This window comes from Cryptosporangium japonicum (genome assembly GCF_039524755.1).
Lineage (GTDB): Bacteria > Actinomycetota > Actinomycetes > Mycobacteriales > Cryptosporangiaceae > Cryptosporangium > Cryptosporangium japonicum.
Genome location: NZ_BAAAGX010000014.1, coordinates 390,691 through 405,159, shown reverse-complemented (window position 1 = coordinate 405,159; position 14,469 = coordinate 390,691). Strand labels below are relative to the sequence as shown.

The window sequence follows — 14,469 nt, the reverse complement described above, 5'->3', positions numbered from 1 at the left end:
CGGTATTACAGACCGATCGTTAAGTAAATGCGCCGGAGGGGACGATGGAGCTGCAGGAGAAGTTCGACGCGGTCATCGCCCACCACGACCGGATCGAGCCGCGCGACTGGATGCCCGACGGCTACCGCCGCACGTTGATCCGGCAGATCGCGCAGCACGCGCACTCCGAGATCATCGGCATGCAGCCGGAGGGCAACTGGATCGGGCGCGCACCGTCGCTGCGCCGCAAAGCGATCCTGCTGGCCAAGGTGCAGGACGAGGCCGGCCACGGCCTGTACCTGTACTCGGCGTGCGAGACGCTCGGGATCTCCCGCGACGAACTGGTCGAGCTGCTGCTCTCCGGCAAACAGAAGTACTCGTCGATCTTCAACTACCCGACGCTGTCCTACGCCGACGTCGGCACGATCGGCTGGCTCGTCGACGGGGCCGCGATCTGCAACCAGGTGCCGCTCTGCCGCACCTCCTACGGGCCCTACGGGCGGGCGATGATCCGCATCTGCAAAGAGGAGTCGTTCCACCAGCGGCAGGGTTACGAACTGCTGCGCACGATGATGAGCGGCACCGAGGAGCAGCGCGCGATGGTGCAGGAGTCGGTCGACCGGTTCTGGTGGCCGTCGCTGATGATGTTCGGCCCGCCCGACACCGAGTCGCCCAACAGCGCCCAGTCGATGGCCTGGGGCATCAAGCGCAACTCCAACGACGAGCTGCGCCAGAAGTTCGTCGACATGACCGTGCCGCAGGCCGACGCCCTCGGGGTCACGCTCCCCGACCCGGCGCTGACCTGGAACGACGAGCGGGGCCACTACGACTTCGGCGAACCCGACTGGGCCGAGCTCACCGCGGTGATCCGCGGCGACGGCCCCTGCAACGCCCAGCGCCTGGCCCACCGCCGGGCCGCCCACGACGACGGCGCCTGGGTCCGGGAAGCCGCCCTGGCGTTCCGCGCCCACGAGGACGGCACTGCGCCCGTGGTTCACGATGCGGCGGACGCGTTCGGAGACCGGTCGTGAACCGCGCCGAGTGGCCCCTCTACGAGGTGTTCGTGCGGGGCAAGCGCGGGCTCAACCACGTCCACGTCGGATCGCTGCACGCGCCGGACGACACGATGGCGCTGCGCCACGCCCGGGACGTGTACACCCGGCGCAACGAGGGCGTGAGCATCTGGGTCGTCAAGGCCGACGCGATCACCGCGTCCAGCCCCGACGAGAAGGACCCGCTGTTCGCGCCGAACGGCGACAAGGTCTACCGCCACCCGACGTTCTACGAGATCCCCGCCGACGTCCCGCACATGTGAGGCCGCCATGGACAACGTGTACGACGGACTGCTCGAGGGCGACTCGTCGCAGTGGGCGTTCGGCACCGACTTCGAGGACCCGCTGGCCGGGGTCGACACCACCGTGCCGGCCGGCGTCGACGGGGCCGACCTCGCCACCTACTGCCTCATGCTCGGCGACGACGCGCTGGTCCTGTCGCAGCGTCTCGCCGAGTGGTGCAGCCGCGCCCCGGAACTCGAAGAGGACATCGCGCTGGCGAACATGGCGCTCGACCTGCTCGGCCAGGCGCGGTTGCTGCTGGCGCGCGCGGCCGCGGCCGACCCCGCGGTCGTCCCCGCGCTGCCGTCCGGCTCGCCCGTGCCGGCCGAGGACGCGCTCGCGTTCTTCCGCGACGCCGGGCAGTTCCGCAACGTGCGCCTGGCCGAGGTGCCCAACGGCGACTTCGCGCACGTCGTCGTGCGGCTCCTGCTGTTCTCGACCGCGCGCCTGGCGACCCTGGACGCGCTGCGCGCCAGTGTGGACACGGTCCTCGCCGCGGTGGCCGCGAAGGGCGTCAAGGAGCTGACCTACCACCGGGACTGGGCCGGTCGCTGGTTCGTGACGCTCGCCCAGGGCACCGAGGAGTCCCGGCGGCGCCTGCTGGGCGCGCTCGATTCGTCGTGGCCGCTGCGGGCCGAACTGGTCACCGCGCACCCGGTCGAGCGGTCGCTGCCCGGCGTCGCCGCCGATCAGAGCGCGGTCGCCGGCCAGGTCGACGCGGTACTCGACCAGGTGCTCGCCGTCGCCGGGGTGGACCGGCCGGGGAAGGCCCCGCTGGCCGGTGTCGGTGGCCGCACCGGCCGGGACGGCCGGCACACCGAGCACCTGAGCCGCCTGCTGGCCGAGATGCAGTCGGTGGCCAGGGCGCACCCGACGGGCCGCTGGTGACCCCGGACCCGTGGGTGGTCGCGAGCGAGGTCCGCGACCCGGAGATGCCGATGCTCACGCTCACCGACCTCGGCGTGCTGCGCGACGTCCGCCTCGTCGACGACACCGTGATCGCGTCGATCACGCCGACGTACTCCGGGTGCCCGGCCATGGCCACCATGCGCGACGACCTCGTGCACCGGCTCACCGACGCGGGGTTCCCGCGCGTCGAGGTGCGGATCGTGCTCGAACCGGCCTGGTCCAGCGACTGGATCACCGCGCGCGGCCGCGCCGCACTCCACGACGCCGGCCTCTCCGCACCCGGCCCGGCCCGGACGGACACCGGCCCGGCCCGGACGGACACCGGCCCGATCGCGCTGACGCTGGGCCCGGTGCGCCGGGCGCTGACCTGCCCCCGCTGCGGCAGCGGCGCGACCGAGCTGGTCTCCGAGTTCGGCGCCACCGCCTGCAAAGCGCTCTACCGCTGCACGGACTGCCTGGAGCCGTTCGACCACGTGAAGGAGATCTGATGACCGCGCCCGCCCTGGTCCCGGCCCGGTCGGCGGTGTTCCATCCGCTGACGGTGTCGGACGTCGAGCGGCTCTGCGACGACGCGGTCGCGGTCACGTTCGCGGTGCCCGACGACCTCCGCGAGGCCTACGCGTTCTCCGCCGGGCAGTCGCTCACGCTGCGTCGTTTCGTCGGCGGCGTCGAGGAGCGGCGGTCGTACTCGATCTGCGCCCCGGCCGGGAGCGCACCGGCGATCGGCGTCCGGGAGATCCCGGGCGGGCTGTTCTCGAGCTGGCTCGTCCACGAGGTCCGGCCCGGCACCCGGATCGACGTCCGGACGCCCACCGGGGCCTGGAACGCGGATCCGGCCACCGGTGAGCGGCACCTCCTCATCGGCGCCGGCTCCGGCATCACTCCCCTGCTCTCGATCGCCGGTACCGTGCTCACCCACCCCGACGCCCGGGTGTCGCTGCTCTACGGCAACCGCACCAGCGCGACCGTGATGTTCACCGAGCAGCTCGGCGACCTGAAGAACCGCTACGGCCCCCGCCTGCAGATCGCGCACGTGCTCTCCCGCGAACCCCGCGACGTCGAGCTCTGGGCCGGGCGCCTCGACCGCGACCGCCTGAACCGGCTGTTCGCCGACGTGATCCCGGTCGAGACCTTCGACCACGTCTGGCTCTGCGGCCCGCTGGCGATGGTCGAGGACGCCCGCGCGGCGCTCACCGGGTGCGGTGTGCCGCCGGAGCGCGTGCACGTCGAGCTGTTCCACGTGGACGCGCCGCCACCGCGGCCGCGCCGGACCGGCCCGGAGACGGTGGGCGCCACGACGGCGCTGACCACCGTGCTCGACGGTCTGCGGACCACGGTGGACGTCCCGCGCGACGGCACGCTCCTGGACGGGGTGCAGAAGTCCCGGTCCGACGCGCCGTTCGCCTGCAAGGGCGGCGTCTGCGGGACGTGCCGGGCGCTGGTGCGCGACGGCGAGGTGGACATGCGCCGCAACTACGCGCTGGAGCCGTCCGAGGTCGCGGCCGGGTTCGTGCTCACCTGCCAGACGTTCGGCGTCAGCGACGCGGTGACGGTGGACTTCGATGCCTGAGCCGCTGGTCGTCGACGACGCCGGGGACCGGGTCGTGTGGCGGCTCAACCGGCCCGAGGTGCGCAACGCGATCGATGCGGAGCTGGTCACCGCGCTGCACGACGCGTGCGCGCGGGTGGAGGCCGAACCGCGGGTCGTGCTGATCGTCGGCGAGGGCGGCACGTTCGCGGCCGGCGCCGACATCGCGCAGCTGCGGAAACGGCGCCGCGACGACGCGCTGCGCGGCATCAACTCGTCGGTCTTCGACCGCGTCCACCGGCTGCCGATGCCGACGATCGGGCTGGTCGACGGGTACGCGCTCGGCGGCGGTGCGGAGCTGGCGTACGCGTGCGACTTCCGGATCGGCACCCCGCGCACGCGGGTGGGCAACCCGGAGACCGGGCTCGGCATCCTCGCCGCCGCGGGCGCGGCCTGGCGGCTCTCCGCGCTGGTCGGTGAACCGCTGGCGAAGGAGATCCTGCTGGCCGGTCGGATACTGAACGCGTCCGAGGCGCAGGCGGTGCGGCTGCTGAACGAGGTGGTCGAACCGGAGGAGCTGCTCGCGGCCGGGCACCGGCTGGCCGACCGGATCACCGCGAACGCGCCGCTCGCGACCCGGCTGTCCAAGGCGGTGTTCCACGCCCCGCGCGGCGCGCACCCGTTCGTCGACGACCTCGCGCAGGCCGTGCTGTTCGAGACCGAGGAGAAGGAGACGCGGATGACCGCGTTCCTCGAGCGGAAGGGGCGACGCCCGTGACCGCCGACGTCGCACGGCGCAGCGCCGAGGTGATGCTGGCCGCCGACCGGGCCAGCCGCTCGCTCGGGATCACGCTCGAGCACGTCGGGCCGGGCACCGCGGACGTCTCAATGGTGGTCCGCGAGGACATGACGAACGGCTGGGACCTGTGCCACGGCGGTCTCATCGCGACGCTCGCCGACACCGCGTTCGCGGTCGCGTGCAACTCGCACGGCGAGGTGACCGTCGCCGCCGGGTTCGACGTCACGTTCCTCGAGCCGGGCCGGGCCGGTGACCGGCTGCGTGCCCACGCGGAGGAACGCTCCCGGCGCGGCCGCTCCGGCATCTACGACGTCACCGTGCGCCGCGACGAACCCGACGGCTCCCCCGGCGTCGTCATCGCCGAGTTCCGCGGCCGGAGCCGCTCGCTGGGCCGCCCGATCACGGGCTGACCACCCAACCGGCCACCCGGGCTCGGCGGCGGCCGAAGGCGAGCGGCGGCCGGCTCAGCGGCGGGCCAGGCCGTCGAACGCGAGCTGGGTCAGCGCGTCGGCCACCGCGGCCGCGTCGTAGGTGCCCTCGGCCCGGTACCACTCCGCCAGCGAGTTCACCATGCCGAACAGCAGGCGGCTGACGAGCTCGGCCGGGATGTCGTTCCGCAGCGCGCCCTCGGCCACCGCCGCACGCACCAGCGCGGCGAGCCGGTCGTCGAGCCACCGCCGCCGCTCGAGCGCCTCGACCTCCACCGGCGTGTTGCCCCGCACGCGCAGCAGCAGCGTGACCGCGGGCTGGTGCGCGACGAGCACCTCCACCGAGCGACGCACGACCCCGCGCAGCCGCTCGTAGGCGCCGGCCGAGCCGGCGTCCTCGACCGCGCCGCCCACCACCGCGGTCAGCTCGTCGAGCGCGTCGTCGAGCGCGAGCCGGAGCAGGTCCTCCTTGCTCGTGACGTGGTGGTAGATCGCGGGTTTGGTGACCCCGAGCTCCTTGGCCAGGTCACCGATGCTGGTGGCGTCGTACCCCTTGCGGTTGAACAGCTCCACCGCGGTGCGCAGGACCGCGGCCTGGTCGTAGCCGGGCCGGCCGCGGCCGCGGCGTGGAGCGGGGTCGGCTGCAGTCACCGCCGAAGCCTCTCACGACCGGAGGCGTTCGGCGGCGCGCGCCACCACCGGCCCACGGTTGCGCCGGTTGTCGGCGAGGAGGCGCTCGACCTGCTCCGGGTCGGCCTCCGGGCTGGTCGGCGACCCGGCGTCGAACGGCGGCCGCGGGTCGTACTCCATCACGAGTTGCACGGCGCGTGCCGTCGCCGCGTCGTAGACCTCGGCGGCGACCGTGAGCGCGAAGTCGATTCCGCTGGTCACGCCCCCACCGGTGATGACGTTGCCGTCCCGGACCACGCGCGCCCGCTCGGGCACCGCGCCGAGCAGCTCCAGCAGCGGGTGCGACGCCCAGTGCGTGGTGGCGCGCTTGCCGCGCAGCAGCCCCGCCGCTCCGAGCACGAACGCGCCGGTGCACACGCTGGTGACGTACCGGACGCCGGCAGCCTGCGCGCGGACGAAGTCGAGCGCGACGTCGTCGGCCAGCAGCTCGAACGCGCCCTGCCCGCCCGGCACCATCAGCACGTCGGCCGGCGGGGCGTCGGCGAAAGCCACCGTCGGGACGATCGAGAAGCCGGCGTCGGTCGGCACCGGCCGGGTGTCGTGCCAGGCCAGGTCGACGGTCGCGCCGGGTAGCCGGGAGAACAGCTGCACCGGCCCGGTGAGGTCGAGCTGGGTCACGTCCGGGAACAGCAGAGCCACGAAGCGCACGGCTCCGAGACTAGCTCGGGCGGGTCAGGCCTCCGGGTCGAGCCGGTAGCCGGCGCCACGGACCGTGCGGAGCGTGTCGCGGTCGAACGGGCGGTCGATCTTGTCACGCAGGTGACGGACGTAGACGTCGACGACGTTCGAGCCGCCGTCGTAGGCGAAATCCCAGACGTGGTCGATCAGGTGGGTGCGGCTGAGCGTCTCGCCCGGGTGGCGCATGAACTCGTGCAGCAGCGCGAACTCGCGCGCGGACAGGTCGAGCGGCGTCGTCCCCCGACGCACGCGGTGCGTCGCCGGGTCGAGCTCCAGGTCCCCGACCAGCAGCTGCGTGGGGCGCGGTACCGGGCCGCGGCGGGTCAGCGCCCGGACACGGGCGTACAGCTCGTCGAGCGCGAACGGTTTGGTGAGGTAGTCGTCGGCGCCGGCGTCCAGGCCGCGGACCCGGTCCTGGACGTGGTCACGGGCGGTCAGCATCAGCACCGGCACCCAGACGCCGTCGGCCCGGATGCGGCGGACCACCTCGAACCCGTCCGGCGGCGGGATCGTCGCGTCGAGCACGATCCCGTCGTACTCGGTCTCGGCGATCCGCCACAGGGCGTCGACGCCGGTGACCACGATGTCCACCGCGTAGCCCGCGCGGCGCAACCCCCGGTCGAGGAGCGCGGACATGGGCGGGTCGTCCTCGACGACCAGCAGCCTCATGCCCCCAGGATAGGGGTAGACATGTCGGGAGGGGTGGTGCGATGCGATCGCTACGGAGCCGGCTCGTCGTCATCTTCGCGGTGGGGTCGGCGCTGACGCTGCTGCTCGGCCTGGGCGGGCTGTACGCGCTCGTCGACCTGCGCCTGCGCTCGGCGCTGGACACCGAGCTGAGCTACCGCAGCGCCGACCTCGCCGCGAGCATCACCGTGCGTGAGGGCCGGATCGTGCGCTCGGACCCGCTGGCGCAGCTCTACACCGCGGACGGGGCGCTGATCGCCGGGTCGCCGTCGCTCAACGGCCACCGGCTGCTCAGCGAGGAACAGGTCCGCTTCACCGACCAGCCGTGGATGACCGACGCCGAGACGCGGATCGGGCACAGCACCGGCACGGTGCCGCTGCGGGTGGAGGCCCGCCGGGTCGGCACCAGCGGCGAGGTGCTGGCGGTGGCGGCGTCGCGGCGGGTGATCGACCGCGCCAGCCTCAGCGCGCTGGTGGGCCTGGTCGCGGCCGCGCCGCTGCTGATCGTGGCGCTGAGCGGCGCGGGCTGGCTGGTCGTGCGGGCGGCGCTGCGTCCGGTGGACGCGCTGACCAGGGAGGCCGCCGCGATCTCGTCGTTCGACCACGACCGGCGGCTGCCGCGGGTCGCCGGTGACGACGAGATCGCCCGGCTGGCGACGACGCTCGACGGCATGCTCGACCGGCTCCGCGTCGCGTTCGAGCGGGAGCGGGCGTTCGTCGACGACGCCAGCCACGAGCTGCGGACCCCGATCGCCGTGCTCCGCGGTGAGCTGGAGCTCGCGCTCACCGCCCTCGACGACCCGGCCGAGGTCGAGCAGTCGCTGCGCGCCGCCCAGACGCAGGCGGTGCGGCTGACCCGGCTGGCCGAGGACCTGCTGCTGCTGGCCGGTGACCCGGTGGCGGTCCGCGAGCCGGTCGAGCTGCTCGCGTTCACGGCCGCCGAGACGCCGGCGCTGGGCCGGGTCGTCGGCCTGCGGATCGAGACCACCGGTTCCCCGGTCGAGGCCCCGGTCGACGCCGACCGCCTCCGCCAGGTGTTCACGAACCTGGCCGGGAACAGCGCCGCCGCCGGCGCGGGCGCCGTCCGGGTGACGATCGGCCACGACGAGGCCGGTGCGCTGATCGAGTGGGCCGACGACGGCCCCGGCTTCCCCCCGGCGCTGCTCGGCTCGGCGTTCGACCGGTTCGTGCGCGGCGACGCCGCCCGCGCGCGCGGTTCCGGCGCGGGCCTCGGGCTCTCGATCGTGCGGGCGATCGTGACCGCGCACGGCGGCACCGTGCAGGCCGGCAACGGCGCTCCGCTGGGTGGCGCGGTGGTCACCGTGCGCATCTGACGTTTCATCGTGGTGTCATGCCGCGCGGCGCATCGTGCGGTCATGACCCTGATCGGACTGCCGCTCCTGCTGGTTCTGAGCGCGGCACTGCTGGTGGTGCTGGCCGGAACGCTGATCGGCTGGAACCGCTGGCCGCGCCGGGTGGCGTGGCCGGCCCGGGTGCTCGGCCTGCTGCTGGTGATGGTGCTGCCGGTCGCGGTGAGCGGCGACATCATGAACCGCTACTACGGCTTCTACACGTCCTGGAGCGACCTGACCGGCGGCCCGGTCGACGTGCGGCTGACCGCGGCGGCCGAACTCCACCACGAGCGCGTCTCCTCCTCGGACCTCGCCGACGGGCGGGCCGCGGCGGCGCACGGCCACGGGATCATGATCCCGTGGTCGATGCCGGGGGCCCGCTCGGGCCTGAACCGCAGCGGCTACGTGTACTTACCCGCGGCCTACTTCGACCGGGCGCGCTCCACCGAGCGGTTCCCGGTGATCGAGCTGCTGCACGGCTACTCCGGCAGCCCGCACAACTGGGTGCACGCGCTGCCGATCGCGTCGATGCTCGACACCGAGATCGCGGCCGGGCGGATGGCCCCGGTGATCGCGGTCGCGCCGTACGAGTACGACCGGAACGACGGCGAGTGCGTCAACGCGGTCCGCGGCGAACAGAACGAGACGTACCTCGCGCGGGACGTCCCCACCGACATCGCCGACTCGTTCCGCACCGCGACCGCGCCCGGCTCCTGGTCGACGCTCGGCTTCTCCACCGGCGGGTTCTGCGCGGTGAACATGGCGTTGCATAACCCCCACACCTACCGCGCGGCGGTGTCGCTCAGCGGCTACTTCACCGCGCTGACCGACGCCTCGACCGGTGACCTGTACCGCGGCGACGCGGCCGTGCGCCGCTACGACTCGCCGGCCTGGTTCGTCCGGCACCGGCCGGTGTATCCCTCCCTCTACGTGTTCGCCAGCGGCGGGGACACAGCGGCGATGCGTGAGATCGCGCCGTTCCGCCGGGCCGTGCCGGCCGGCACCGACCTCACCACGGTCACGATGCCGACCGGCGGCCACAACACGACGGTGTGGAACGCCGCCCTGCCACCGGCCCTGGACTGGCTCGGGCACCGCCTGCCCGCGCCGACCACGACGCCGCTGGTCGCGAAGTGAACGCGCACGTCGTCGCGCTGGGGCTGGCGGCCGGCGCCGCGGCCGGGTACGGGATCAGCTCCCTGCTGCAGGCGATCGGCGCCGGGCAGCCCGGCGGCACGCTGCGCCGGCCGGTGTACCTGGCCGGGCTCGGGCTGGACGGCGTCGCCTGGGTGGCGTCGCTGGCCGCGGTCCGCGGGCTGCCGCTCTACGCGGTGCAGGCCGTGCTGGCCGGGTCGGTGGCGGTCACCGCGGTCGCGGCACGGATCGTGCTCGGCACCCGGCTGGGCCGCGCGCACACCGCGGCGCTGGTCGTCACCGTGGGGGCGCTGGCCGTGCTCGGCGGCAGCGCCGGGTCCGAACACGCGGTCGCGCTGTCGCTCCCGGTCCGCTCCGGCGTCCTCGCCGTCGCGCTCCTGCTGGCCGCCGCCGGGTGGGCCACGGTGCGCCGGACCGCGTCCGGATCAGACACCGCGCCGACGTCCGCCGGGTGGGCCGCGCTCACCGCGGCGCTGGCCGGTGCCGCGTTCGGGGGTACCGCGCTCGCCGCCCGCGCCGTCACCCTGCCGACGCCGTTCTCGCCGCTCGCCCTGGCCACCGACCCGCTCGTCTGGGCGCTCGCGTGCTTCGGCGTCACCGGCACCGTCCTGTACGCCTCGGCCCTGGAGCACGGGGACGCCGCCCGCGTCACCGCGCTGCTCTGGATCGTCGAGGTCCTTCTTCCGGCCGGCTTCGGCGTCGCCCTGCTCGGCGACACCGTCCGGCCGGGCTGGGGACCGGCCGCCCTGAGCGCCGTCCTCGCCTCGACCGCCGCCGCGGTCGTGCTCGCCACCCCTCAACCGGAAATGGCCCGACGATGAACGAAGACCTGGTCCCGGACCGGCTCACCCTCGACCTGCCCGCCGACGCGACCGTGCTGGTCGGCAGCGACCTGCACCTGCACCAGACCGCGACCCCCGCCACCGCCCGGATGGAGCACGACCTCGTCGAGCGCCTCGAGGCCTGGGACGGGCCCGGCGCCGTCGTCCTCAACGGCGACGTCGTCGAGCTGTGGGGCGAGCCGGACGGCACGGTCGCCGGTGCGCTGGCGGCCCACCCGGCGCTCACCGCGGCGCTGCGCCGCTTCACCGACGGGCCCGGGCGCACGCTGGTGATCACGGTCGGCAACCACGACGCGGCGATCGCCTGGGACGAGAAGGCGGCGACCGTCCTGCGGGACACGATCGGCGCGCGCTGCGCCCTGCAGGTCGACCTGGTCTTCGCCACCCCGGCCGGGCGGCGCGTGGTGCGCTGCGAACACGGCCACGCCTACGACCCGGCCAACGCGTTCGCCGACCCCCGCGACCCGCTCGACTCGCCGCTGGGCCAGCACATCGTCCAGCAGGTGCTCCCCGAGGCGCGGCGGGCGCCGTTGCTCGGTGACCTGCCGGAGCTGGCCGATCCGGGCGCGGCCGGCGAGTTCATCGGCTCGCGCCTGCTCTACCGGCACCTCGCCCCGGCGGCGAAGTGGCTGCTCGTCCCGCTGGCCGTGCTGCTCGCGCTGCGGATCCACGGGCTGGTCCGGCTCGTCTCGCACCCGGCCCGGTTCGAGCGCTGGGGGTTCTTCCTGGGCGCCGGGATGCTGGCCGAGGTCGCCCTGATCGCCCTCCTGGTCCTGCTGGTCATCCGCACCGTCTACACCGGCCTGGCCGCGAGCGGTCTCGGGCCGCGCGGCCGGGGCTCCAACGCCGCGCCGAACGCCGCCGCCGCGGCGCTGTGCGCGCAGGGGTTCGCCGGTCTGATCACCGGCCACACCCACCAGCCCGAGCTGAGCCCGGTGCCCGGCGGCTTCTACGCCAACACCGGCAGCGGCACGCGGGTGGTCGAGCGGCGCGCGGCGCGCTGGTTCCTGCCCCCGGTCTTCGTCCCGTTGCTGCGCCGCGTCTGGGTCGAGCTCGACGTGGTGCACGACCTGCGGATCCGGCTGGTCGTGCACGAGACGTCCAGCGGCGAGAACACCCGGGTCGAGCGGCTGGCCGTGCGCCGGGTCGCGGACCGCGACGCGGTCGTCGCCCAGCTGCCGGGGCAGGCCGGCTGGCCGCTGCCGCAGAGCGGGCTCCAGCGGCGCGCCCGGCTGGAGCGAACCCGCCGGATCGCGGCGCTGGCCGTGGCCGCGGTCGCCGTGGTGGGGCTCGGCTCGGCGTTCACCGCGCCGCTGCACGGCCGGTTCGACGCGCTGCTCGACGTGTTCCCGGTGCAGGCGCCGCGAGCGGCGGCCGCCGCCGTGGTGTTCACCAGCACCGCGCTGTTACTGCTGGCCTGGGGCCTGCGCCGGGGCCGGAGCGTGGCCTGGGCCACCGCGCTCGCGCTGCTGTTCTCCTCGGCCGTGCTCCACGTGCTCAAGGGCCTGGACCTGGAGGAGGCGCTGCTCGCGCTGGCGGTGGCCGGGTGGCTGGTGCGGCAGCGGGCCGCGTTCCCCACCCACCCCGACCGGCGGACGCTGCGCTGGACGCTCGTCGTGATCGCCGCCGGCGCCGCGGTCGTCGGGGGCGCGAGCGCCGCGCTCGGGGGCCTGCGCGCCGACACGGTCCGGGCGGTCGCCGAGCGCATGGTCGGCGACCACGACCTGCCGCTGCCGGGTGCGGGGCCCGCGTCGGTCGCGTTGCTCGTCGCCACCGGGCTCAGCCTGCTGATCGTGCTGTCCGGGGTGCTGCTGCGCTCCCGCGAGCTGCCGGCGACCGGCGGGGCCGACCGCGCCGCCGACCTGGCCCGCGCCCGCCGCATCGTCGCCCGCCACGGCGGCGGCACCCTCGACTACTTCGCGCTGCGCGACGACAAGAGCTGGTTCTTCACCGGCGACTGCCTGGTCGCGTACGCGATCCGCAACGGCGTCTGCCTGGTCTCCCCCGACCCGATCGGCCCGCCCGACCAGCACGCCGACGCGTGGGCGCAGTTCACCGCGTTCGCCGATCGGCACGGCTGGCCGGTGAGCGTGCTCGGCGCCGCCGAGGGGTGGCTGCCGATCTACCAGGCCGGTGGCCTGCGCCCGATCTACCTCGGCGACGAGGCGATCGTCGACTGCACCGCGTTCTCGCTCGAGGGTCGTCCGGCCAAGAGCATCCGCGGGGCCTACAACCGGGTCCGCAAAGCCGGGTACACGGTGCGCTTCTACGACCCGGCGGCGCTGCCGCCCGCACTCGCCGACGAGCTGCGCGCACTGGCCACCGAGAGCCGCATCGGGGAGGTCGAGCGGGGCTTCTCGATGACGCTGTCCCGGCTCGGCGAGGCCGACGACACCGGGCTGATGCTCGCCGTCGCGCACGCGCCCGACGGCCGGCCGGACGCGTTCTGCCACTGGGTTCCGGCCGCCGACCTCAACGGCTGGTCGCTGGACCTGATGCGCAGGCGCACCGACCGGGAGCTGCCCAACGGGCTGACCGACTTCGTTCTCATCGAGACGATCCACCACCTGAAGACCCGCGGCGAGTGGGGGCTGGGCCTGAACTTCGCGGTGATGCGTGCGGTGCTCGCCGGTGAGCGCGGTGAAGGGCGGCTCAGCGAGCTCCAGCGCCAGCTGCTGCGCCGGTTCTCCGACGGCACGCAGATGGAGACGCTGTGGCACTACAACGAGAAGTTCCGGCCGCTGTGGCGCCCGCGGTACGTCGTGCTCAGCGACCTGAGCAACGTCGCGCCGCAGGGCCTGGCCATCGCCGGCGCGGAGGGGCTCACCGAGATCCCGATCCTCGGCCCGCTGCTGCGCCAGCGCCCGGCCCCGCACGCCCCGGCCGAGCCGACGCGTCAGGAGGTCGCCGGCCTGCGGTGACGTACAGTTCGTCCGGTGATCCGCCTCGACGACCTGCGTACCGGCCGGACGCTCGGCTTCCCCGACGTCACGACCGTGATCGAGGCCCGGTCGGCGGCGGAGGTCGCGCCCGCGCTGCAGGCGGTGCAGGACGCGGCCGACGCCGGACGGTGGGCCGCCGGGTACGTCGCCTACGAGGCCGCGAGCGCGTTCGACCCGGCGTTACTCACCCGGCCGCCGGTGCCGGGCCTGCCGCTGGTCTGGTTCGGCGTCGCCGACCGACCCCGGCCGGTGCCGGCGCTGGAGGCGGCGCCGTACACGACGAGCGACTGGACCGACGGCTGGACCTACGCCGAGTACCGGGACGCCGTCACCGCGGTACGGGCGGCGATCGCCGCCGGCGAGACCTACCAGTGCAACCTCACCACCCGCCTGACCAGCCTGTTCGACGGTGATCCCGGGGGCATGTACGCCGACGTCGCCTCGGCCCAGCGCGGCGCCTACAACGCCTACCTCGACCTCGGCGACCACGTCGTGGCCAGCGCCAGCCCGGAGCTGTTCTTCCGCCTCGACGGCGAGCACCTGCTGCTGCGGCCGATGAAGGGCACGGCGCCGCGCGGTGCCACCCCGGCCGAGGACGCCGCGCTCGCCGAGGCGCTGCGCACCAGCGCGAAGGAACGCGCCGAGAACGTCATGATCGTCGATCTCCTGCGCAACGACGCCGCGCGGATCGCCCGCACCGGCACCGTCGACGTCCCCGCGCTCTGCCGGCTCGAGCACTACCCCACCGTCCACCAGCTCACCTCGGACGTGACCGCGCGGCTGCGGTCGGGCGTCGGCCTCGTCGACGTCTTCCGGGCGTTGTTTCCCTGCGGTTCGGTCACCGGGGCGCCGAAAGCGAGCACGATGGCCCTGATCGCGGACCTGGAGAGCGGCCCGCGCGGGGTGTACTGCGGCGCGATCGGCGTCGTGGCCCCGGGGCGCCGCGCCGAGTTCTCGGTGGCGATCCGCACCGCGGTGATCGACCGGCGCACCGGCGTCGCCACCTACGGCGTCGGCAGCGGTGTGACCTGGCCCTCGGTCGCGGCGGACGAGTACGCGGAACTGCGCGCCAAAGCAGCGGTGCTCTCGCACCACATCAGTCGCACGACAGACGGCAGACACCTCGTGTGACCGATGCGTCCGGCA

The 14,469-nt window shown here is 74.4% G+C and carries 15 protein-coding genes; 12 read left to right on the top strand and 3 right to left on the bottom strand.

Annotated elements, in window-relative coordinates:
• The first annotated feature begins 44 nt into the window (after positions 1 to 44).
• Genes paaA through paaI form a run of 7 tightly spaced genes read left to right on the top strand, consistent with a single transcriptional unit; the run spans position 45 to position 4,959 of the window.
• Positions 45 to 1,010 (top strand): 1,2-phenylacetyl-CoA epoxidase subunit PaaA, encoded by a 966-nt coding sequence (gene paaA, locus ABD437_RS18770; protein ID WP_344650139.1) that lies wholly within the window; start codon positions 45 to 47, stop codon positions 1,008 to 1,010.
• A complete protein-coding gene (gene paaB, locus ABD437_RS18765; protein ID WP_035855601.1) occupies positions 1,007 to 1,294 on the top strand; it encodes a 1,2-phenylacetyl-CoA epoxidase subunit PaaB in 288 nt (95 codons plus the stop codon). The genes paaA and paaB overlap by 4 nt, the downstream gene beginning before the upstream one ends.
• 7 nt (positions 1,295 to 1,301) lie before the next feature.
• A complete protein-coding gene (gene paaC / locus ABD437_RS18760; RefSeq protein ID WP_344650138.1) occupies positions 1,302 to 2,201 on the top strand; it encodes a 1,2-phenylacetyl-CoA epoxidase subunit PaaC in 900 nt (299 codons plus the stop codon).
• Positions 2,195 to 2,710, top strand: coding sequence for a 1,2-phenylacetyl-CoA epoxidase subunit PaaD (gene paaD / locus ABD437_RS18755; RefSeq protein WP_425558183.1), 516 nt, complete (start codon positions 2,195 to 2,197; stop codon positions 2,708 to 2,710). The genes paaC and paaD overlap by 7 nt, the downstream gene beginning before the upstream one ends.
• The gene (gene paaE, locus ABD437_RS18750; RefSeq protein ID WP_344650136.1) at positions 2,710 to 3,792 is read left to right on the top strand and encodes a 1,2-phenylacetyl-CoA epoxidase subunit PaaE; all 1,083 of its coding nucleotides are present in this window, start codon (positions 2,710 to 2,712) and stop codon (positions 3,790 to 3,792) included. Before paaD ends, paaE begins: the two co-directional genes overlap by 1 nt.
• Positions 3,785 to 4,528 carry an enoyl-CoA hydratase/isomerase family protein gene (locus tag ABD437_RS18745; protein WP_344650135.1) on the top strand — a complete coding sequence of 248 codons (744 nt, stop codon included), beginning with the start codon at positions 3,785 to 3,787 and terminating at the stop codon, positions 4,526 to 4,528. Before paaE ends, ABD437_RS18745 begins: the two co-directional genes overlap by 8 nt.
• Positions 4,525 to 4,959 carry a hydroxyphenylacetyl-CoA thioesterase PaaI gene (gene paaI / locus ABD437_RS18740; RefSeq protein ID WP_425558177.1) on the top strand — a complete coding sequence of 145 codons (435 nt, stop codon included), beginning with the start codon at positions 4,525 to 4,527 and terminating at the stop codon, positions 4,957 to 4,959. The genes ABD437_RS18745 and paaI overlap by 4 nt, the downstream gene beginning before the upstream one ends.
• Positions 4,960 to 5,013: 54 nt before the next feature.
• On the opposite strand, the gene ABD437_RS18735 is transcribed toward paaI, so the two are convergent.
• Genes ABD437_RS18735 through ABD437_RS18725 form a run of 3 tightly spaced genes read right to left on the bottom strand, consistent with a single transcriptional unit; the run spans position 5,014 to position 7,014 of the window.
• Positions 5,014 to 5,628 (bottom strand): TetR/AcrR family transcriptional regulator, encoded by a 615-nt coding sequence (locus tag ABD437_RS18735; RefSeq protein WP_344650134.1) that lies wholly within the window; start codon positions 5,626 to 5,628, stop codon positions 5,014 to 5,016.
• Positions 5,629 to 5,640: 12 nt separating this feature from the next.
• Positions 5,641 to 6,315, bottom strand: a complete 675-nt coding sequence (locus ABD437_RS18730; RefSeq protein WP_344650133.1) for a DJ-1/PfpI family protein — start codon at positions 6,313 to 6,315, stop codon at positions 5,641 to 5,643.
• Between the two features lie 24 nt (positions 6,316 to 6,339).
• Positions 6,340 to 7,014: a response regulator transcription factor gene (locus ABD437_RS18725; RefSeq protein WP_344650132.1), complete on the bottom strand. Its 675-nt coding sequence runs from the start codon at positions 7,012 to 7,014 to the stop codon at positions 6,340 to 6,342.
• A 41-nt stretch (positions 7,015 to 7,055) separates the two neighbouring features.
• Here ABD437_RS18725 and ABD437_RS18720 point away from each other — a divergent pair, with 41 nt between their 5' ends.
• The 5 genes from ABD437_RS18720 to pabB are packed head-to-tail and all read left to right on the top strand — an operon-like array spanning position 7,056 to position 14,454.
• Positions 7,056 to 8,366, top strand: coding sequence for a sensor histidine kinase (locus tag ABD437_RS18720; protein ID WP_344650131.1), 1,311 nt, complete (start codon positions 7,056 to 7,058; stop codon positions 8,364 to 8,366).
• A 42-nt stretch (positions 8,367 to 8,408) separates the two neighbouring features.
• Positions 8,409 to 9,521: an alpha/beta hydrolase gene (locus ABD437_RS18715; protein WP_344650130.1), complete on the top strand. Its 1,113-nt coding sequence runs from the start codon at positions 8,409 to 8,411 to the stop codon at positions 9,519 to 9,521.
• Entirely contained in the window at positions 9,518 to 10,360 is an 843-nt protein-coding gene (locus ABD437_RS18710; protein ID WP_344650129.1) for a hypothetical protein, read from the top strand. Before ABD437_RS18715 ends, ABD437_RS18710 begins: the two co-directional genes overlap by 4 nt.
• Positions 10,357 to 13,302 (top strand): phosphatidylglycerol lysyltransferase domain-containing protein, encoded by a 2,946-nt coding sequence (locus ABD437_RS18705; RefSeq protein WP_344650128.1) that lies wholly within the window; start codon positions 10,357 to 10,359, stop codon positions 13,300 to 13,302. The genes ABD437_RS18710 and ABD437_RS18705 overlap by 4 nt, the downstream gene beginning before the upstream one ends.
• 15 nt (positions 13,303 to 13,317) lie before the next feature.
• Positions 13,318 to 14,454 (top strand): aminodeoxychorismate synthase component I, encoded by a 1,137-nt coding sequence (gene pabB, locus ABD437_RS18700; RefSeq protein ID WP_344650127.1) that lies wholly within the window; start codon positions 13,318 to 13,320, stop codon positions 14,452 to 14,454.
• The last annotated feature ends 15 nt before the right edge of the window (positions 14,455 to 14,469 follow it).

Bases quoted from the DNA above. Each gene is read 5' to 3' on its own strand.
- ABD437_RS18720 (WP_344650131.1), top strand. From the start codon at position 7,056: ATGCGATCGCTACGGAGCCGGCTCGTCGTCATCTTCGCGGTGGGGTCG.
- ABD437_RS18745 (WP_344650135.1), top strand. From the start codon at position 3,785: ATGCCTGAGCCGCTGGTCGTCGACGACGCCGGGGACCGGGTCGTGTGG.
- paaC (WP_344650138.1), top strand. From the start codon at position 1,302: ATGGACAACGTGTACGACGGACTGCTCGAGGGCGACTCGTCGCAGTGG.
- paaA (WP_344650139.1), top strand. From the start codon at position 45: ATGGAGCTGCAGGAGAAGTTCGACGCGGTCATCGCCCACCACGACCGG.
- ABD437_RS18715 (WP_344650130.1), top strand. From the start codon at position 8,409: ATGACCCTGATCGGACTGCCGCTCCTGCTGGTTCTGAGCGCGGCACTG.
- paaE (WP_344650136.1), top strand. From the start codon at position 2,710: ATGACCGCGCCCGCCCTGGTCCCGGCCCGGTCGGCGGTGTTCCATCCG.
- ABD437_RS18725 (WP_344650132.1), bottom strand. From the start codon at position 7,014: ATGAGGCTGCTGGTCGTCGAGGACGACCCGCCCATGTCCGCGCTCCTC.
- ABD437_RS18705 (WP_344650128.1), top strand. From the start codon at position 10,357: ATGAACGAAGACCTGGTCCCGGACCGGCTCACCCTCGACCTGCCCGCC.